Annotated in this window: 15 protein-coding genes (1 of these 15 cut by a window edge); 3 read left to right on the forward strand and 12 right to left on the reverse strand. The window is 72.4% G+C overall.

Translation table 11 applies throughout. The features are described from left to right. The 12 genes from OOK34_RS02295 to sbnA all read right to left on the reverse strand — a co-directional run. Positions 1 to 2,673: the 5' portion of a non-ribosomal peptide synthetase gene (locus tag OOK34_RS02295; protein WP_267032186.1), read on the reverse strand. The gene continues 2,337 nt to the left of window position 1, outside the view; the window shows 2,673 of its 5,010 coding nt (coding positions 1-2,673); it begins with the start codon at positions 2,671 to 2,673; its stop codon lies beyond the left edge, outside the window. Between the two features lie 116 nt (positions 2,674 to 2,789). Next, entirely contained in the window at positions 2,790 to 3,017 is a 228-nt protein-coding gene (locus OOK34_RS02300; RefSeq protein ID WP_267032187.1) for an MbtH family NRPS accessory protein, read from the reverse strand. A 151-nt stretch (positions 3,018 to 3,168) separates the two neighbouring features. Then, positions 3,169 to 4,227, reverse strand: coding sequence for a MupA/Atu3671 family FMN-dependent luciferase-like monooxygenase (locus OOK34_RS02305; RefSeq protein WP_267032188.1), 1,059 nt, complete (start codon positions 4,225 to 4,227; stop codon positions 3,169 to 3,171). Between the two features lie 167 nt (positions 4,228 to 4,394). Further along, the gene (locus OOK34_RS02310; RefSeq protein WP_267032189.1) at positions 4,395 to 5,765 is read right to left on the reverse strand and encodes a condensation domain-containing protein; all 1,371 of its coding nucleotides are present in this window, start codon (positions 5,763 to 5,765) and stop codon (positions 4,395 to 4,397) included. Beyond that, positions 5,762 to 6,511 carry a 3-oxoacyl-[acyl-carrier-protein] reductase gene (gene fabG, locus OOK34_RS02315; RefSeq protein ID WP_267032190.1) on the reverse strand — a complete coding sequence of 250 codons (750 nt, stop codon included), beginning with the start codon at positions 6,509 to 6,511 and terminating at the stop codon, positions 5,762 to 5,764. The genes OOK34_RS02310 and fabG overlap by 4 nt, the downstream gene beginning before the upstream one ends. A 61-nt stretch (positions 6,512 to 6,572) precedes the next feature. Then, positions 6,573 to 7,712, reverse strand: coding sequence for a beta-ketoacyl synthase N-terminal-like domain-containing protein (locus OOK34_RS02320; RefSeq protein WP_267032191.1), 1,140 nt, complete (start codon positions 7,710 to 7,712; stop codon positions 6,573 to 6,575). Next, on the reverse strand, positions 7,709 to 8,926 hold the full coding sequence (locus OOK34_RS02325; protein WP_267036593.1) for a beta-ketoacyl synthase: 1,218 nt from the start codon (positions 8,924 to 8,926) through the stop codon (positions 7,709 to 7,711). The genes OOK34_RS02320 and OOK34_RS02325 overlap by 4 nt, the downstream gene beginning before the upstream one ends. Positions 8,927 to 8,970: 44 nt before the next feature. Further along, positions 8,971 to 9,240 (reverse strand): acyl carrier protein, encoded by a 270-nt coding sequence (locus OOK34_RS02330; protein ID WP_267032192.1) that lies wholly within the window; start codon positions 9,238 to 9,240, stop codon positions 8,971 to 8,973. Positions 9,241 to 9,451: 211 nt separating this feature from the next. Beyond that, positions 9,452 to 11,962 carry an ABC transporter permease gene (locus tag OOK34_RS02335; protein ID WP_267032193.1) on the reverse strand — a complete coding sequence of 837 codons (2,511 nt, stop codon included), beginning with the start codon at positions 11,960 to 11,962 and terminating at the stop codon, positions 9,452 to 9,454. A gap of 42 nt (positions 11,963 to 12,004) precedes the next feature. Beyond that, positions 12,005 to 12,703: a DUF4097 family beta strand repeat-containing protein gene (locus OOK34_RS02340; RefSeq protein ID WP_267032194.1), complete on the reverse strand. Its 699-nt coding sequence runs from the start codon at positions 12,701 to 12,703 to the stop codon at positions 12,005 to 12,007. Positions 12,704 to 12,782: 79 nt separating this feature from the next. Continuing rightward, entirely contained in the window at positions 12,783 to 13,796 is a 1,014-nt protein-coding gene (gene sbnB / locus OOK34_RS02345; protein ID WP_267032195.1) for a 2,3-diaminopropionate biosynthesis protein SbnB, read from the reverse strand. Beyond that, positions 13,790 to 14,917 carry a 2,3-diaminopropionate biosynthesis protein SbnA gene (gene sbnA, locus OOK34_RS02350; RefSeq protein WP_267032196.1) on the reverse strand — a complete coding sequence of 376 codons (1,128 nt, stop codon included), beginning with the start codon at positions 14,915 to 14,917 and terminating at the stop codon, positions 13,790 to 13,792. Before sbnA ends, sbnB begins: the two co-directional genes overlap by 7 nt. A gap of 258 nt (positions 14,918 to 15,175) precedes the next feature. Between sbnA and OOK34_RS02355 the strand changes: the two genes are divergently transcribed. The 3 genes from OOK34_RS02355 to OOK34_RS02365 all read left to right on the forward strand — a co-directional run bounded on the left by OOK34_RS02355 (position 15,176) and on the right by OOK34_RS02365 (position 18,766). Further along, on the forward strand, positions 15,176 to 16,780 hold the full coding sequence (locus OOK34_RS02355) for a tryptophan halogenase family protein (RefSeq protein ID WP_267032197.1): 1,605 nt from the start codon (positions 15,176 to 15,178) through the stop codon (positions 16,778 to 16,780). 104 nt (positions 16,781 to 16,884) lie between these two features. After that, complete coding sequence (locus OOK34_RS02360) at positions 16,885 to 17,487, forward strand: flavin reductase family protein (protein ID WP_267032198.1); 603 nt, start codon at positions 16,885 to 16,887, stop codon at positions 17,485 to 17,487. Then, on the forward strand, positions 17,474 to 18,766 hold the full coding sequence (locus tag OOK34_RS02365; RefSeq protein WP_267032199.1) for a cation:proton antiporter: 1,293 nt from the start codon (positions 17,474 to 17,476) through the stop codon (positions 18,764 to 18,766). Before OOK34_RS02360 ends, OOK34_RS02365 begins: the two co-directional genes overlap by 14 nt. Positions 18,767 to 18,771: the final 5 nt, after the last annotated feature.

Here is an 18,771-nt window from a genome sequence, read left to right on the forward strand (position 1 = left end):
GACGAGGTTCTCCGTCTCGGGCCGGGTGCGGCCGACGACGGGGGTTCCCACGACCACGTCGTGTTCGCCGCTGTGCCGTGCGAGGAGTGTCGCGAAGGCGGTGAGCAGGGTCATGAAGAGGGTCGCGCCGTGCGTGCGGCCCAGTTCGGTCAGCGGCCGCGCCACGGAGGCGGGGATGGTCAGCGGGACGACGGCGCCGTGGTGGTCGCGCTCGGCGGGGCGGCGGTGGTCGGTGGGCAGCGCCAGCGGGGTGTGGCCGGCGAGGGCCTCGCGCCAGTGGGCGAGGTCCGCGGCGAGGCGCTCGTCGGTGAGGCGGCCGCGCTGCCAGGCGGCGTAGTCCACGTAGCCGTGGGTGGGTTCGGGCAGCTGCGGGGCGAGGCCGGCCGCCAGCCGCGTGTGCAGCTCGGTGAACTCGCGCTCCAGGATCACCGAGGACCAGCCGTCGCAGGCGATGTGGTGGATGGTGACCACGAGGAGCGGGGCGCCGTCCTCGAAGCGGACGAGGGCGGCGCGCCACAGCGGGCCGTCCGCGAGGTCGAAGCCCTGGGCGAAGCGGTCGGCGAGCAGGTCGCCGAGGCCGGAGCGGGCGATGGTGGTCTCGGTGAGCGCCACGGCGGCCGGCTCCGCGATGCGCGGTCCGCGCTCGGCGGCGTCGGCGGGGAAGCGGGTGCGCAGCGCCTCGTGGCGCGCTTCCAGGAGGTCCAGGGCCTGCTGGACGTGTTCGGTACGGGCGCCCTCGGGCAGCGTGATCAGGAGCGGCGAGACCCATTCGGAGCCGCCGGGGTTGAGCTGGTCGAGGAAGGAGAGGCGCTGCTGGCCGAAGGAGAGCGGGAGCACCCCGTCGCGGGGTACGGACACGATCGGCCGGTCGGCGGAGGCTTCGGCGAGCAGCCGGGCCTGGGCCTCCAGGGTGGAGGCGGTGAAGAGGGCGGCGAGTTCGATCTCCCCGCCGGACAGTTCGCGCAGTCCTGCGGCGAGCCGGGTCAGGACGAGGGAGGTCCCGCCGAGCTGGAAGAAGTCGTCGTGGACCGCGGGCTCGGCGACACCGAGGAGACGGGTCCACACCTGGGCGACGGCCCGCTCCTCCTCGGTACGCGGTGCCACCCGGTCGGCGGGCCCGGCGTGCAGCTCGGGGGCCGGGTCGGGCAGCGCCCCGCGGTCGACCTTGCCGTTGGCGGTGAGCGGCAGCCCGGTCAGCGGGATCAGCTGGGCGGGCACCAGGGCCGCGGGCAGCCGGGCGGCGAGGAAGCCGCGCCAGTCCTGCGGGGCGCGGCCGTCGGCGGTGACGGTGTAGGCGACGAGGCGGTGTCCGCCGCCGGGGGCGGGGGCGGCGACGACCACGGCCGCTTCGGTCTGCGGGTGTTCGAGCAGGGCGCTCGCGACCTCGCCGGGCTCGATGCGGACCCCGTTGACCTTGACCTGGTCGTCGGCGCGGCCGCGGTACTCCAGGGTGCGGTCGGTGCGCCAGCGCACGAGGTCGCCGGTGCGGTAGAGGCGGGATCCGGGGGGACCGTACGGGTCGGGGACGAAGCGTTCGGCGGTCAGGCCGGGCCGGCCGAGGTAGCCGCGGGCCACGCCCGCGCCGGCGGCGTACAGCTCGCCGGGCACGCCGACGGGGACGGGGCGGCCGTTGCCGTCGAGGACGAGGACGCGCATGCCGTCGAGGGGGCGGCCGATGGGGACGGGGCCGCTCGCCTGCTCGGTGTCGTAGGGCTGCGCGGTGATGTCGATGGAGCACTCGGTGGGACCGTAGGTGTTCCAGATGTGCAGGCCGTCGCTGCCGGTCCGGGCTAGGGCGCGGCGGCACAGCTCGGCGTGCAGCGGCTCGCCGGCGGAGAACAGCAGGCGCAGGGTGGTGATGTCCTGCCAGCCGGGCTCGTCGACGAGCAGGCGCAGCACGGAGGGGACGACCTGGAGGACGGTGACGTCGTGCTCGGCGGCGGAGGCCACCAGGGCGGCCGGGTCGCGCTCGGCGCCGACGGGCGCGAGGACCAGGGTGGCGCCGCTGACGAGGGGGGCGAAGACCTCCCAGGCGGCGGCGTCGAAGCCCGTGGTGGTCTTCTGCAGGACACGGTCCCCGGCGGCGATGCCGTGCTCGCGCACGCTCCACTGCACGCGGTTGGCGATGCCCTCGTGGGTGACCAGGACGCCCTTGGGGCGGCCGGTGGAGCCCGAGGTGTAGACGGCGTAGGCGACGCCGTCCGGTTCGGCGTAGGTGTCCGGGGCGTCGGCGGGCAGGGCGGCGAGGGTCTCGCGCTGCTCGGCGAGGCCGACGGCGGGCACCCCGAAGAGGGTGTCCCCGGTGGCGGTGGCGGTCACCAGGAGGGTGAGGTCCGCGTCCCCCGCCATCCATTCCAGCCGCTCGGCCGGCAGGGACGGCTCCAGCGGCACGTAGGCGGCGCCGGCCTTCCAGACGGCCAGGAGGGTGACGACGAGGTCGAGGCCGCGGTGCAGGTGGACGCCGACCAGGGACTCCCGTACGACGCCTCGGCGGCGCAGCAGCTCCGCGAGGCGGCGCGCACGGGCGTCCAGGTCGGCGTAGGTGTGGGCCGCGCCGTCCGCGGTGAGGACGGCGGTGGCGTCCGGGGTCCACGCAGCCCGCCGGGCGACGACCTCGGCGAGGGTCGCGAGATGAATGTCGGTTACATCGTCCTGACGTATCTGCGTGGTCATCGTGGAATTCCTCTACTGGACAGCTGCGGCCGAACGGAGACAAAGGGGGGAGGCGAGGTGAAGGAAATGGGAGCGCCGGCCCAAGGGGGGAATCCCGGGCCGGCGCGGTCGGGGGATCAGATGCCGATGAGCGCCTGGTCCCGCTCCATGCGGCGGCGCAGGCTCAGCGGGCGCATGTCGGTCCAGATCTCCTCGATGCGCTGGAGGCAGGCGTCCTTGGGGCCCTCGGTGCCCTCGGCGTGCCAGCCGGCGGGGAGGTCGCGGTCGGCCCACCAGATCGAGTACTGCTCTTCGTCGTTGCGGACCACGCGGTAGGCGCGCTCGTCGTTCTGGCTCTCGCTCATGGGGAATTGCTCCTTGTCGAAAGGATGAGAAGTCGAAAGGGTGAGAAGTGGCGGCCGGCTGCGCGGCCTACGCCCAGAACAACTGTTCTGGGTACGGCTATATGGGGCCCATACGGTCGGGGCGGGTCCGCGGTGTCGGCCGCGGCCCCGGTCAGGAGCCGCAGCGGTCCTTCAGCCGGGCCAGGAACTCGAGGCTCTCGAGGGTCTGCTTGGTGCTGACACCGAAGTCCACGAGGCAGCCGATCTCGTCGACGCCCGTCTGCCCCAGCAGCTCCACGACGCGCTCGCCCTGCTCGACGGTGCCGAACATGCCCTGGCGTTCGAAGAAGCGGGCGAAGCCGCGCTCGACGAGGAAGTCGACGTCGGCGTCCTGGATCTCGGCGGAGTCGAAGGTGCCGGGCTTCTTGCTGATGGAGCCCGAAATCAGCCCGAAGGAGGTCTTGAGGTACTCCGACAGCGGGCCGCGCACCAGCTCGCGCACCTCGTCGGTGCTGGGGCCGAGGAAGGTGTGCAGCATCAGGACGACGTGTCCGGCGCGGCCCTCGCCGTCCGTCCCGTGGTGCTCCCGGTAGGACTCGCGGTAGGCGGCGATCTTGACGCGGAGTTCGTCGATGTCCTGGCTGAGCAGGTGCGTGAGGATGCCACCGCCCTGGGCGCCCGCCTTGCGGAAGGTGTCGACGCTGCCGGCGCTGGTGATCCAGAAGGGCAGTTCCCGCTGGACGGCCGGCGGGAAGACCTTCACCTCGGCCGGCTGGCCCTTGCCGTCGGGCAGGGTCAGGGACTCGCCGCGCCACAGGGCACGTACGGTCTCGACGGTCTCGTCCATCACCTCGCGGCGGTCCTCGTAGCCGTCCGGGCGCATCACGAAGTCGGCGGGGTGCCAGCCCGAGGCGAAGGAGATGCCGACGCGGCCGCCCGAGAGGTTGTCGACGACCGACCAGTCCTCGGCGATCCGCAGCGGGTGGTGCAGTGGGGCGACGACGCTGCCCGCCCGGATCATGACCCGCTCGGTGGCGACGGCGAGCGCGGCCCCGGTGACGGCCGGGTTGGGGTAGAGGCCGCCGAAACGGTGGAAGTGGCGCTCGGGCGTCCAGACGGCCGTGAAGCCGTGCTCGTCCGCGAAGCGGGCGCCGTCCATCAGCAGTTGGTAGCGCCCCGCGTCACCCGATTCATCACTGTCGTTGGCGAAATAGAAAAGGCTGAAATCCACCCCGGCTCCTCGGTCCGTGTCGGGTGCGGAAGGCTTTTCCGCACCCGTCGAAGACCGTAGGAGCCGGGGCTATCGGCTTGATTTCGCTTCCCTTTCAGGCCGTCCCCGGGCGCCGGCCCGGGCGGCCGGGGTCGTCACCGGGCGGGGGTGTCACCGCCCGGGGGGTGTCACCAGCCGCCTCCCAGGGCCAGGAGGGCCTCGAGGTCGTCCTCGGCGGTCAGCGGCACCTCGCCGATCGCCCGGCCGGGGTCGTCCGCCGCGGCCCTCAGGAAGCGCTCGTAGCAGCGCGCGAAGCGCTCCACCGTCTGCGGCTCGAAGAGGTCGCTGTCGTAGGTGAGGACGCCCACCAGCCCGTGCACCCCCTGGTGCAGGGTCAGCATCAGGTCCAGCTGCCCCTCCTGGTTGGGCTCCGCGAGCCGGGTCACGCTCAGCCCGCAGAACCGGGCGGGCTCTCCCTCGTCCCGGCCGGGCGCCGGCTGCGGGAACTCCGCGTCCAGCCCGTCCATCTGGAGCAGCAGCGCCCCCATCCGCACCAGCGGCCCCCGGCCCTGCGGCCTGGCCTCGACGCTGGGCAGCCGGGCGTGGCGCATGCCCTGGAGCAGCTGTCTGCCGGTCTCCGCGGCGAGGGAGGCGAAGGTGGTACCGGAACCGGTCCGGGTACGGACCGGGATGGTGTTGAGGTAGCAGCCGAAGACGGTGCGGTCGAAGCGGGTGCGGGTGCTGGCCGGAGTGCCGATCAGGACCTCGCCCTCCCCCGTCCAGCCCGCGATGACGGCCTGGTAGGCGGCCACCAGCAGCGGGAAGGTGCGCACGCCGACGGACTTGGCGGCCCGCTGGAGGTCGTCGGAGAGGGGGGCGAGGTCCAGGTCGACGGTGCCGCCGCGGTGCCGCGGGACGGCCGGCCGGGGCCGGTCGGTGGCGAGTTCGGTGGCGGTGGCCCCGGTGAGGATCCCGGACCAGTAGGCCCGGTCACGCTGCCCGGCCGGGGTGTCCGGGTGCGCGGCCTCGTCGGCGACGTACTCCTCGTAGGGGCGGCTGAGCGGCGCGAGCGCGGGCTCCTCCCCGGCCGCCAGGGCGCGGTAGAAGGCGAACAGCTCGCTGAGCAGCAGCCAGTACGAGGTGAAGTCGCCGGCGATGTGGTGCGCGGCGGTGGACAGCGCGAAGTCCCCCTCGGTGCGCCGGTAGAGCACGACCCGTAAGGGCCCCTCGCGCTCCAGGACGAAGGGGCGCTGGTTGGCCTCCCGCGCCAGGGCCCGCAGCTCCTCCTCGGAGGCGCCGGGTACGTCGACCACCTCCAGCCGGGCCGGCGGGGTGTCCTGCGGCAGCCGTACGGGCACCCCGTCGACCTCGTCGAAGAGGGAGCGCAGTACCTCGTGGCGCAGGGCGACCTGCTCGACGGCGCGGCCCAGCAGGCCGGTGTCGAGGGGGCCGCGGACGCGCAGCGTGAGGATCATGTTGTAGGCGGAGCCGCCGGGGGCCATCCGGTAGGCGGTCCACAGCGAGCGCTGCGCCGCGCTGAGCTGGCGTACGGGGGTCACCAGGCCAGCCCCCCGTCCACCTGGACCACCTGCCCGGTGATGTAGGCGGCCTGCGGGGAGGCGAGGAAGGCCACCAGGTCGGAGACGTCCTCGGGCCGGCCGAGGCGGCGCATCGGGATCGAGCCGAGGATCTCCTTGGTGACCTTCTCGGAGAGCCCGGCGGTCATGTCGGTCTCGATCAGGCCGGGGGCGACCACGTTGGCCCGCAGGCCGCTGCGGCCGGCCTCCTTGGCGAGGGCCTTGGTGAAGCCGATGATGCCCGCCTTGGAGGCCGAGTAGTTGGCCTGGCTGGCGTTGCCGTGCACCCCGGCGACGGAGGACAGGGTGACGATGGCGCCGGTGCGCCGGCGCATCATCGAATAGGTCACCGCACGGCAGAAGTTGAAGGTGCCGTCCAGGTTGGTGCGCAGGACCTGGTCCCACTGCTCGTCGGACATCCGTACGAGCGGTGCGTCGCGGATGATCCCGGCGGCGGTGACCAGGACGTCCACGGGGCCGAGCGTGCGCTCGGTCTCCTCGGTGAACTCCTTGACCGCCGCGCGGTCGGTGACGTCCACGCGGCGCACCAGGACGGTGGCTCCGAGCTCTCGGGCCTCCTTGGCGGCCGTCTCGGCGGCCTCGTGGTCCGAGGCGTAGCAGAAGGCGACGTCGCGTCCGTCGCGGGCGAGCCTGAGTACGACCGCGCGGCCGATGCCGCGCGATCCGCCACTGACCAGCGCTACCGGACGGTTCCCGGTCTCGCTCATGTCTACCTCTTCCTGTTGGTGTTGTCGTCGCTTCGGCCGGGCGGATCGCGTCGTGCTCGGTTCAGCCGGCGGGCCGGCCCAGCAGGGTGGCGCCCACGCGGCCTTCTTCCACCGAGGTGATCAGTACGGGTGCCCGCAGGGGCCCCTCCCCGTCGGCGGCGAGGGCGGCCGCCGTCTGGAAGGCGGAGGCGGCGCTGCCGCCGTGGCCTATGCGGTGGGCCGGGGCGATCCGCCGGGCCGGGGCTCCGGCTCGTGCTCCGGCTCCGGCTCCCGCCTGTGCTCCGGCTCGTGCGAACACCTCGGCCAGCGCGGCGTCCTCCTGCGCGCCCAGCGGCCCGGAGGGGTCCGAGGAGACGGTGAGGCCGATGGCCCCCGGGTCCGTCCCGGTCTCCCCCAGCAGGTCGGTGACGCAGCGCAGCAGTGCCTGCCCCGCGCTCCCGCCCCGCTCCGGGTGGTAGGCCCTGAAGCGTGATCCCCGCAGCACCGCCAGCGGGGTACGGCCGCGGGCCGCGGCCCCCTCGGCGCTCTCCAGCAGGAACAGGGCCCCGCCCTCGGCGAGCGGCGGGGCCTGCCCCGGTCCTCCCCGCAGGGCGTCCTCCAGCAGGACCCGGTCCTCGGTGTACTCCTCTCCGGCCCCGGCGAGCAGCACCTCGGCCCGGCCCTGGCGCAGCAGTCTGCCCGCCTGGGCCAGGGCGAGGAGGCCGCCGACGTCGCCGCCGGTGAGGGTGGTGTTGGGTCCCTTGAGCCCGTACCAGATGGCGCTGCGGCTGGCCGCGCAGTTGGCCGCCGTGGACGGGAAGCGGGACGGGTCGACGTGGAAGGGCTTCGCCTCGGCGTAGGAGGCCGTGGTGAAGTCCAGGCCCGACTTGGCGCTCCCCGAGGTGGCGAACACCATTCCGGTGTCCTCCGGTTCGGTGCCCGTCGAGCCTCCCTGGTCGTCCAGGAGCAGTCCGCTGAGCAGCAGGGTGAGCCTGGTGAGCCGGTCCAGGGAGCGCACGCCGCGGGTGCCGGCGTACTCCATCCGGACGCCCGGCACGATGCCGGCGCGGAGCGATGTCCCGGGCCGGAACTCGCTGTCGACGACGGAGAGCGCCTCCCGGCCCGTGCCCAGGCCTTCGCGGAAGGCGGCGGCTCCCTCCCCCCAGGGCGAGAGGGCCGACCAGGCGGAGATCACCGGTTGCCCGGATGCGTCGGACGTCATGTCCCCTCCTTTGGCGGAGCCTCCGGTCCGGGACCGTCGTAACGGCCAAGGACCAGTACGGCGTTGTTGCCGCCGAACGCCATGCCGTTGTTCTGGGTGATCCTCGGCTCGGCGGCGACCGAGACGTTGGGCACGCAGTCGACGGCGCACTCCGGGTCGGTCTCCCGGTGGTTGACGGTCGGCGGCAGGAACCGTTCGTTCATGGCCAGGACGCAGGCGATGGCTCCCAGCGCGCTGGCGGCCCCCATGCTGTGTCCGAGCATGGACTTGATCCCGGCCGTGGGCGGCAGCTCCGGGCCGAAGACATCGCGCAGGGCGGCGGTCTCGACCTTGTCGTTGGCCTTCGTGCCGGTGCCGTGCGCGCAGATGTAGTCGATCTGTCCGCCCGTCACGCGGGCGTCACGGTGTGCGGCCGCCACCGCGCGGGCCACGCCGTCCCGGTCCGGTGCCACCGGGTGGGACGCGTCGCAGCTGAGCCCGTAGCCGAGCACTTCGGCGTGGATGCGGGCGCCGCGCGCGAGCGCCGATTCGAGGGTTTCCAGGACGAACATCCCGGCGCCCTCGCCGACCAGCATGCCGCTGCGGCCGGTGTCGAAGGGCCTGCACAGGTCCGGCGCCATCGCGCCGAGCCGGTAGAAGCCCGCGAAGGTCTTGCGCGTGAGCGCGTCCGCGCCGCCGCACAAGGCCACTTCGCACTCGCCCGAGCGCAGGGCGTCGACGCCCTGTCCCACCGCGTAGTTCCCGGCGGCGCAGGCCACGGGCACGGTGACCGACTCGACGTCCTCGAGGGCGAGTTCGTCGACGACGGCGTCGGAGAGGCGCTCGGCCCCCGTCTTGCGGGCGATGTGCGGGTCGTGCGTGATCTCCCCCGTGTTGAAGCGGAGTTCCGCGAGGCGGTCGAGGTCGCGCGTGCCTCCGTCGGTGGTGCCGATGGAGACGAGTACCCGGCGTGCGCGCAGTTCCTCGTCCCCGAGGCCGGCGTCCTGAGTCGCCTGCCTGGTGGCCGCCACGGTGAACTGGGCGGCCCTTCCGTATTCCTGCGGGTCAGCTCTGCGGAACCAGTCCGCAGCTTCGAAGTCACCGACTTCGCCCGCGTTGCCGTGGGCGAAGCCGGTGGGGTCGAATGCCTTGAGGGGGCCGATGCCACTGCGCCCCGCGCGCAGTGAGTCGGCGAAGTCGGGGACTCCTGTGCCAAGGCTCGTGACCGCGCCCATCCCAGTGACCACGACCCGCCGGCCGTCCGCCCGCTGGCCGGCGGTCACTTCGCTTCGGACTCCGCGACGACGGCGTAGACGCCGTCCAGGTTGACCATGCCCTCGATCGGCGCGTCGGCCAGATCGATGCCCAGGGTCCGCTCCAGATCGGCGAGCATCTCGATGGTGCGCAGCGAGTCCGCGTCGAGCTCCTCCACGAAGAGGGTGCTGTCGAGGACCTCGGCGGGGTCCACCTCCAGCACCTCGCAGACGATCGCCTTGATCTGCTCCTTTCTCTCCGGGCTCAGCTCCACACCGGATCTGATCGCGCTCATGCCTGCCTCCACATTTCTGGGACCGAGCTCTGGGTGAGCTCATGGAGAAAGTGTGCGATTCGGAGCTATGACCGGCCTATAAATGGCTGAGAATCACCTTGATTTCAAGTCAATTCCTGTCAGTTGATCAGGCCACAGGAAAGAGAGCGGCGGCCCCCGCGAAGGGGGCCGCCGCTCTCGATTCCTGCGGTCCGGCGCGCGCCGGACCTTGTCACTCCGTCGCCGTGAGCCGCACCGCGGGCGTGCGCAGCGCCACCCAGGCGGGGATGACGGTGGCCAGCAGTGCCACGACGGCGCAGGCGGCGGCCGTCGCCGCGAAGGGCAGTGCGGGGACGGTGACCTCGGTGCTCACCACCAGCCGGCTCAGCCCCGCCCACAGTCCGGCCAGGTTGAGCGCGACCACGGCGGCGGCCATCAGCACACCGGCGGCGACCACCAGCAGGCTCTCCCCGGCCACCATCCGCAGCAGCTGCCGCGGGGTGGCGCCGCCCAGACGCAGGACGGCCAGTTCACGCGCCCGCTGACCGGTGGACATGACGAGGGTGTTCGCGACCGCGACCCCGGTGTAGAGCATCGCGATCCCGCCGACGATCAGCAGGGCCAGCCGGGTCTGCTCGTTGATGGTGTCGTCGACCGCCGCGGTGAACCGTTCGATGGGCACGGCACGGGCCGCGGTGCCCTTGGTGGCCGCGGCCAGGGCCTGCTCGGCGGCGCCCCGGTCGGCGCCCTCCCTGACCTTGGCGAAGACCGCGTCGGGCATGCCGCGTCCCGCGTACTTGGGCGAGAGGACCGCCCCGCCGGCGCCGGAGCTGGCCTTCATCACGGCGGCGACCTTCAGCTGGGTCTCGGTGCCGTCGGCCAGCCAGACCGTGACCGTCTCGCCGGCACTGCGGTTCCAGGTCTCGTCGACCACGATGGAGCCGTCGTCCAGCTTCGCCGGGTCACCCTCCACCACGGGGAGGGTGAGCAGGCTGCCGATCGCCTTGGGGTCCACGCTGAGCGCGGTGTAGGGCAGCATCGGCGCCCCGGCCGGGAAGACCAGCAGGTTGGCGCCCGGAACGGTGTAGATCCCGGTGCGCACGGTGGCGGCGGTCTCGAGGCCGGGCACCGCCTTCACCTTGTCCAGCACGTCCTGGCCGAGGCCCGGAGCGTGGTCGGGGGCGACGACGTAGTCGCTGGTGCGGACCCGCTCGTACGCCTCGCTCCGCGCCACCCCGCTGAGGGTGCCGGAGGTGCTCCACAGGGCGGAGAACAGGCCGACGGTGATCAGCACGGGGGCGGCGGTGGCGGCGGTACGGCGCAGCGCGGTCACGGTGTTGGCGTGCACCAGCAGCGGGACGGCCCCGCGCAGCAGGACGAAGGGGGCGGTGGCGATCCGGGCGAGGAAGGGGATGACCACCGGGCACAGCAGCGCACCCGCCAGGATCAGCGCGGGGGCCGCCATGGGCGTGATGTCGCCCCAGTACGCGGGCGGCAGCAGCGGGGTCGCCGCGAGCAGCAGCCCGCCGACGCCGAGGGCGGCGATCCCCAGGAGCCAGCGCACGACGTTCATGGCGCGCTTGTCGACGACCGACTCGCGCAGCGCCTCCAGCGGCCGGATGCGTCCGGCGCGTACGACGGCGACTCCGGAGCCGAGGACGGCGAGGACCACGCCGATCACGAAGGCGAGGAAGAGCACCAGGAGGCTGCTCCAGCCCAGTTCGACCTCGAACCACGCGGGGGCCAGCCCCCAGGCCGTGATCCGGCCGGCGAGCAGCGGGCCGCCCACGAGGCCGAGCAGGCTGCCGGTGCCGGCGGCCAGGACGCCGACCAGGGCGGCCTCGGCGAGGACGAGCTTGCCCACCTGGACGGGGGTGGCCCCGTTCGCACGGAGCACGGCGAGCTCCCGGCGGCGCTGGGCCACCGAGAAGGCGAAGGTGGTGCCGACGACGAACACGGCGACGAAGGAGGCGACTCCGGTCGCCATGCCGAGCATGGTGGTGACGCCGATCAGGGCGACCTCGTCGGCGTGGGCCCGGGGATCGGCCTGCGCCCGGTCGTCGCCGGAGAGCACCTGGCCGCGGCCCTTGAGGGCGGTGCGGACGCGGTCCTCGTCCCCGTAGCTGACCAGGGCGTCGACGCGCGGGGAGAGCGCGGCGGCCTGCTCGTCGGAGAAGAACAGCGCGGACTCGAAGGAGACGTCGTCGGTGACGCCGGAGACGGTGAAGGGGCGCGGGCCGGCCTGGGTCAGCACGGTCACCTGCTGTCCCGTACGTACCCCGGCGGCGCGGGGCACGGCCACCTGGTCCGGGGCGGCGGGCGCCGCACCGTCGACCAGGCGGTAGCCGCCGTACTCGGCGGAGGACCAGGGGTGGCCGATCTGCTGGGCGGGCCCGCGGCGGCCGTCGGGGCCGCCCGCGAGCTGGGCGTAGAAGGTGCGGTCGGGCACGGCGCGGCCGACGGCCGCGAGATCGGCGACCACCTCGGGCGGCAGTCCCCGGGGCTGCAGCAGCGGCTCGCGCTGCGTGCCTCCCCAGGGGTCCGCCATGCTCAGGTCGGGCTCGGCCCGGACGATGAGCGGCGCCTGGGCGAGCCGGCCGGGGCCGTGCTGCGAGGAGGTGACGCTCGCCGCGAGCACGACCCCCATCGTGGACAGCAGCGCCGCTCCGAGCATCAGCGCTATGAAGGTCCCGGTGAAGGCGGACCATCGGCTCCGCAGTGTGGACCAGGCGATGTTCAGCATGAAGAGGATTCTCCAGATTGTTCTGGGCGAGGACTACCGCCGTCAGCCGGCGACGAGGACCTTGACGTCTCCGGCGAAGGTGTGGGCGACGATCCTGCGCTCAGCGGTGGAGCTCGACTTCACCTCCACCTTCTCCGAGCCCAGGGAGGTGTTGGCCGAGACGTTGTAGCTGTCGTCCGGGACGCGCACCGTGACGTTGCCGCCCTTGGCCTCGACGTTGACGTCGTCGGGCGCCTTGACCCAGTTGACGTCGATGGCGCCGCCGCTGGAGACCGCCTTGAGCTTGGGCGCCGTCAGGCCCTTGGCCTTGACCTCGCCGCCGCCCGAGCTGATGTCCACGGCTCCGGTGACTCCGGTGAGTCCGACGGTGCCGCCGCCGCTGCGCACCGTGACGGCCACGCCGCTCGGCACCCGCACCTTGTAGTTGACCGAGCAGTCGGCGTCGGACACGCCGTCGCGGCAGTCGGTTCCCACCTTCAGCGTGAGCTTGCCGTCCGTCACATAGTGTTCCGTCTTGGGCTTCTTGCCCGAGGAGTACTTGGCCTCCTCGGTCACGGTGACCGCTTCGCCGTCACCGTGGACGACCTGGACGTCGCCGCCGCCGGAGTCGACGGTCACGCTGGTGGCCTTTTCGCTGACGTCGTAGGACTTGGAGTCCGCCTCGTCGTACTGCTCGCAGGCGGTCAGGAGCGGGATCACGGCGCCGAGGGTGAGGACCCCCGCGACCAGGGACGTACGCATACGGATCTTCATTGACCGGAACTCTCCACGTGTGGGGTCGGATGGTCCTGCCACCCGCTGATCATGGGGGTGACGCACGTCACGCCGCCCGGGGCGCGGCACCGAGTGGCAGGAAGTCGTCCACCTTCGTCCCGATCGAGAACTCCTCGGCCTGCTGCTTCACCCACTGGGCGAGCGCGAGGTCGAGGATGCCGAGACCGAAGGGCGAGAAGACGGTGACGCGGTCGGGGTCGCGCCGGAAGGACTCCGGGTCGCGCAGCAGGCCGCCGATCGTGACGTCGACGAACTCCCTTCCTCCGGTGGCCTGTTCGGCGAGGTGCAGCGAGGTGCGCTCGCGGCAGACGTGGTCCGCGTCGTCGACGACGTTCTGGGCGCCGAGGATCGACTCGGCGGTGAGGTCGCGCAGCGAGACGTGCAGCACGGTGGTGCCGGGCGCGGCCGCGTGGAGGTCCAGGTGGGGGGTGCCCGCGGTGGTGGCGAGGGAGACCAGGCGGTGTGCGGCGACGGCCTCCTCGGCGCTCGCCGCGTAGTGCACGGCCGCGCCGGGGATGATCTTACGGACCTTGGCCGCGAAGGCGTGGGCCCGCTCGGCGTCCAGGTCGAAGAGGGTGACCTCCAGCAGCGAGGGCAGCTGGGCCTTGGTGAAGCGCAGCACCTCCAGGTTGATGGGCCCGAGGCCGATCAGGGAGATGCCGGAGGGCTCCCGCTCGGTGGTCAGCAGCCCGGCGGCGACGGCGGCGGAGGCGGCGGTGCGCTTGGCGGAGACCAGCGAGGCCTCGATGAAGGCCTCGGGGGTGCCGTCCACCATGGAGTTGAGCACGATGCTGGCGCTGGCCCGCTCCTTGCCCTGGGCCACGTTGCCGGGGAAGCTCGCGATCCACTTCATCCCGGAGACGGGCTCCCGGCCGCCCAGGTGGCCGGGCAGGCCGATGATGCGGTTGCGGTCGTCGCCGGGGAAGCGCAGGAAGACGGAGTGCGGCAGCGCCGAACGGCCCTCGTCGTGCAGTCGGTAGGCGTCCGCGACGAGCGAGATGATCTCCCGCTCGCGTCCCTTGAGGATGTCACGCACCTCGCGGTGGCCGATGATCAGCACAGGACCGTCTCCTTCTTCGTGTTCTTCACAAGGTCGTCCGACAGCCGCGGAGTCCACGGGCCGGCGTGCCGGGGCGCACCGGGGCCGCGTTCCGGCTCCTTCCAGAGGTGGAAGATCTCGCCGAAGTTGGCGCGCACCCAGGTGTCGTCGTAGATGGTGTCGAGGTAGCGGTCGCCGCCGTCGGGCAGGACGAGCACCACGTTGGAGCCGGGCCGGATGGCCGGCGCCAGCCGCTCCAGGGCGGAGACCACGGCGCCCGAGGAGCCGCCCGCCAGGATGGCCTCGCGGCGCACCAGCCGGCGGCAGCCCACCACGCACTCCATGTCCGTGACGTGCAGTACGTCGTCGGCGTCGGACCGGTCGAGCAGGGCGGGGACCACGGAGGCCCCGTGGCCGGGGATCAGCCGGGAGCAGGAGACCGGCGATTCGAAGAGCCGGCTGCCGACCGCGTCCACGGCGTGGATGGTGGTGCGCAGGCCGGCCTTGCGGATGTACTCGGCGCAGCCGCTGAGCGTGCCGGTGGTGCCCACGGTGAGGACCAGGTGGTCGACCTCGCCGTTCAGCGCCTCGGCGATCTCCCGCATGGTCGTCTCGTGGGCGAGGGTGTTGAGCGGGTTGGAGTACTGGTCGGGGCAGTAGGCGTGGGGGATGCGGTCCAGCAGTTCCCTGACCCGCCGCAGCCTTTGCGGCAGCAGCTCTCCGGTCCTGGGGTCGGGCTGGGTCACCACCTCGACCTCGGCTCCGTAGGCGCGCAGGATCGCGATGTTCTGTTCGGTGGTGCGGGCATCGACCACACAGATGAGCCGGAGCCCGAAGTACCCGCAGATCTGGGCGAGTCCGATGGCGAGGTTGCCCGAGCTGGACTCCACGACCGTGGACCGGCCCGGCACGAGGTCGCCCGAACGGATCCGCCCGAGCACCATGCCGAGCGCGGAGCGGTCCTTGATGCTGCCACCGGGGTTGAAGCGTTCGGCCTTCGCGTAGACGCGCGAGGTGAACCCCGGCACGAGGCGCTCCAGCTCGATCAGCGGAGTGCCGCCCACGGTCGAGAGGATGCCCTTCACCCCCGGGGCGGGGCCGAGGCGCTCGACTGTCGCGGTCTTCCCTTCGTCGTACGGCATGTGATGTAGCCATCCTCTGCTGCGGGTTCCGGGAGGTCGGCTGACTCGGCCCGTCGCTGAACGGATCTTCAGCCCGTACAGATTCGCCGGGGCCGCTATATCCCCTCCATACACCCCGGGGGTCCCGCTCATAGAGGCGGCATAGCCGGGCTGGCGAGTGTGGCGTCCATCGGTTGCTCCGCCTGCCCCCGGCACGGGCACGGCGCGGAGCCCACACCAGTCCGCGTTTCCGCTCTCACCCGAAGAAAAGAGCCGTACATGACCGGCACCGACAACCGCATCCAGAAAGTCGTCATCCTCGGTGGAGGCACGGCGGGCTGGATGACGGCTGCCTACCTCGGCAAGGCGCTGCAGAACACCGTGGAGATCACGGTCCTGGAGGCGCCGACCATCCCCCGCATCGGCGTGGGCGAGGCGACCGTACCCAATCTCCAGCGCGTGCTCTTCGACTACCTCGGGATCAACGAGGACGAGTGGATGCGCGAGTGCAACGCCAGCTTCAAGATGGCGGTCCGCTTCGTCAACTGGCGCACCGGCGGCCAGGGTGAGGCCGGGGCCCGCGAGCTGGAGGACGGCGGCCCGGACCACTTCTACCACCCGTTCGGCCTGCTCCCCGACTACGACCAGACGCCGCTTTCCCACTACTGGTACAAGCGCAAGTTCGAGGGCGAGACGAACGAGCCCTTCGACTACGCCTGCTTCCGCGAGCCCCCCGTGATGGACGCCAAGCTGGCCCCGCGCTGGATGGACGGCCGGCCCGCCACCCGCTACGCCTGGCACTTCGACGCGGCGCTCGTCGCCAAGTTCCTGCGCAAGTTCGCCACCGAGAAGCAGGGCGTCCTGCACGTCGAGGACGAAATGACGCGCGTGGAGCAGGACGAGCGCGGCTTCGTGACCGCCCTGCACACCAAGTCCGGCAAGGTCCTCGACGCGGACCTGTTCGTCGACTGCTCCGGCTTCCGCGGCCTGCTGATCAACGAGGCCATGGCCGAGCCGTTCATCGACATGAGCGACCACCTGCTGTGCGACTCGGCCGTCGCCACCGCGGTGCCGCACGACGACGAGGCCAACGGCGTCGAGCCGTACACCTCGGCCATCGCGATGTCCTCCGGCTGGGCCTGGAAGATCCCGATGCTCGGCCGCTTCGGCAGCGGCTACGTGTACTCCAGCAAGTTCGCCTCCCAGGACGAGGCCACCAAGGAGTTCAGCGAGCTCTGGGGCCTGGACCAGGAGAACACCAAGTTCAACCACATCCGCTTCCGGGTCGGCCGCAACCGCCGCGCCTGGGTCAAGAACGTGGTCAGCATCGGCCTGTCCTCCTGCTTCCTGGAGCCGCTGGAGTCGACCGGCATCTACTTCATCACCGCGGCCATCTACCAGCTCGCGAAGCACTTCCCGAACAAGGACTTCAACGAGTCGCTCAGCGGTGCGTTCAACAACGAGATCGAGCTGATGTTCGATGACACCCGCGACTTCATCCAGGCGCACTTCTACTACGCGCCGCGCAACGACACGCCGTTCTGGCAGGCCAACAAGGAGCTGACGCTCCCCGACAACATCCAGCAGAAGATCGCCGCGTACCGCGCCGGCCTGCCGATCAACTCGCCGGTGACCGACGAGTCCACGTACTACGGCAACTTCGAGGCCGAGTTCCGCAACTTCTGGACCAACGGCAGCTACTACTGCATCTTCGCCGGCCTCGGCCTGGTCCCGGACGAGCCGCTGCCCGCCCTCGCCTACAAGCCGGAGTCCGTCGCCGGGGCCCAGCCGCTCTTCCAGACGGTCAAGCGCCAGCAGCAGGACCTGCTCGACAGCCTGCCCAGCACCTACGACTACCTGCGCCAGCTCCACGGCGCCTCCTGAACCCCGTCGCATCCCTTCTCACCCCGCCCCCAGCGGCCCGTACGCCCCGCGCGGCGCGCGCGGGCCGCTGGCTCCCTTCCGGAGCGATCCCCACGGAGTCAGCCATGCCGAAACCGGTATCCGCACCGGCCGCCCCATCGACCGAAGAAGCCGACATACGCCCGCTGATGGCCGCGTTCCCCTCCGGGGTGTCCGTGGTCACCGCCCTCGATCCGGACGGGGCCCCGCGCGGTATGACGTGCAGCTCGCTGGCGAGCGTCGCGCTCTCTCCCCCCACCCTCGTGGTCTGCCTGCGCAACGGCAGCCCGACCCTGCACGCCGCCCTGGGCAGCGGCCGCTTCGCGCTCAACCTGCTGCACGAGGAGGGCCGTTCCGTTTCGGACCTGTTCGCCTCGGCGGTGCCCGACCGCTTCGGGCGGGCCGAGTGGCGGCTGCCGCTCGGCGCCGGCGGGCCGCACCTGACCGACGCCTCGCACGCCATCGCAGACTGTGCCGTGGCCCGCACCGTCACCGTCGGCGACCACACGGCGGTCTTCGGTGAGGTGCTACGGGTCACCATGGCCGAGTCCGCCCCCGAGCCGCTGCTCTACGGCAAGCGCCAGTACGGCAGTTGGTCGGCGGCATCAGCCCGGGTCCCCGCGGCCACCGCCGCCTCGGTATCCGCCCCGCCACCGGCTGCGGAGGGTGCCGCTCATGGCCGCCGCTGACCCGCTGCCCCTGCTGCTCGTCGCGCTGCCCGCGGTGATCCTCGCCTGCCGGGCGGGCGGCGCGCTCGTCCAGCGGATCGGCCAGCCGCCGGTGGTCGGCGAGATGTGCGTCGGCATCATGCTGGGGCCCTCGCTGCTGGGCTGGCTGTGGCCCTCGGCGCAGCACTGGCTGCTGCCGCCGGCGGTCCTGCCGTTCACCGGCGTCCTCGGCCAGCTGGGGCTGCTCGTCTTCATGTTCCTGATCGGCCTGGAACTGGACCTGGCCTCCCTGCGCGGCAACCGCCGCGGCGCCGTCGCCGTCAGCCAGGCCTCCATCGCCCTGCCGCTGCTGCTCGGCGCGGCCCTGGCCCTGGCGATGTACGGATCCCTGGCGCCGGAGGGGGTGGGGCGGCTCCCGTTCGTCCTCTTCATCGCCGTGGCCATGAGCATCACCGCCTTCCCGGTGCTGGCCCGCATCCTCGGCGAACGGGGCCTGTACGCCACGCCGACCGGCGCGCTGGCCCTGGCCTGCGCCGCCATCGACGACGTGACCGCGTGGTGCCTGCTCTCGCTGGTCGTCGCCCTGACGGTCAGCAGCTCACCCCTCGACGCGGCGACCACCGCCGCGCTCACGGTGGCGTTCACCGCCGCGATGATCTGGGGCGTACGCCCGCTGCTCGCCCGCTGGGCCGCCCGCAGCGCCAGGTCCTCCGGCTCCGGCGAACGCTACGAGAGCACGCTGATCGTCGCCTTGTTCAGCGCCATCTGCCTGGCCGGTCTGGCCACCGACCGGATCGGCGTGCACACCGTGTTCGGGGCGTTCCTGCTCGGCACGGTCATGCCGCGCGGCTCGCTGCCGATCGAGCGCGCCGCGAGCCGGATGCGCTCGGTCGCCGTACCCGTGCTGCTGCCGCTGTTCTTCGTGCAGACGGGCCTGCGCACCGATCTGGCGGGCCTGACCGAGGCCTCCCAGTGGCTGTGGGCCGGCGCGGTGCTGGCCGTGGCCGTCATCGGCAAGTGGGGCGGCGCGACCCTGGCCGCCCGCACCGTGGGCCAGGACTGGCGGTCGTCCCTGACGATCGGCGCACTGATGAACTGCCGCGGCCTGACGGAACTGATCATCCTCAACATCGGCTACGAGCTCGGCGTCATCGGCCCGCAGCTGTTCACGATCCTGGTCGTGATGGCCCTGGTCACCACGGCGATCACCGGCCCGGCCCTCGGCCTCCTCCAGCGCCCGGCCGCGAAAACCCCCCGAACGCCGCTGCCGGACCCGGCCAGGAAGCCGGTCACCCGGTGAGCGAC

The organism is Streptomyces sp. NBC_00091, from assembly GCF_026343185.1.
Taxonomy (GTDB): Bacteria; Actinomycetota; Actinomycetes; order Streptomycetales; family Streptomycetaceae; genus Streptomyces.

Coding starts and splice junctions, on each gene's coding strand:
- OOK34_RS02365 (WP_267032199.1), top strand. CDS start 17,474: ATGGCCGCCGCTGACCCGCTGCCCCTGCTGCTCGTCGCGCTGCCCGCG.
- OOK34_RS02330 (WP_267032192.1), bottom strand. CDS start 9,240: ATGAGCGCGATCAGATCCGGTGTGGAGCTGAGCCCGGAGAGAAAGGAG.
- OOK34_RS02325 (WP_267036593.1), bottom strand. CDS start 8,926: ATGGGCGCGGTCACGAGCCTTGGCACAGGAGTCCCCGACTTCGCCGAC.
- sbnA (WP_267032196.1), bottom strand. CDS start 14,917: ATGCCGTACGACGAAGGGAAGACCGCGACAGTCGAGCGCCTCGGCCCC.
- OOK34_RS02360 (WP_267032198.1), top strand. CDS start 16,885: ATGCCGAAACCGGTATCCGCACCGGCCGCCCCATCGACCGAAGAAGCC.
- fabG (WP_267032190.1), bottom strand. CDS start 6,511: ATGAGCGAGACCGGGAACCGTCCGGTAGCGCTGGTCAGTGGCGGATCG.
- OOK34_RS02355 (WP_267032197.1), top strand. CDS start 15,176: ATGACCGGCACCGACAACCGCATCCAGAAAGTCGTCATCCTCGGTGGA.
- OOK34_RS02320 (WP_267032191.1), bottom strand. CDS start 7,712: ATGACGTCCGACGCATCCGGGCAACCGGTGATCTCCGCCTGGTCGGCC.
- OOK34_RS02340 (WP_267032194.1), bottom strand. CDS start 12,703: ATGCGTACGTCCCTGGTCGCGGGGGTCCTCACCCTCGGCGCCGTGATC.
- OOK34_RS02300 (WP_267032187.1), bottom strand. CDS start 3,017: ATGAGCGAGAGCCAGAACGACGAGCGCGCCTACCGCGTGGTCCGCAAC.
- OOK34_RS02335 (WP_267032193.1), bottom strand. CDS start 11,962: ATGCTGAACATCGCCTGGTCCACACTGCGGAGCCGATGGTCCGCCTTC.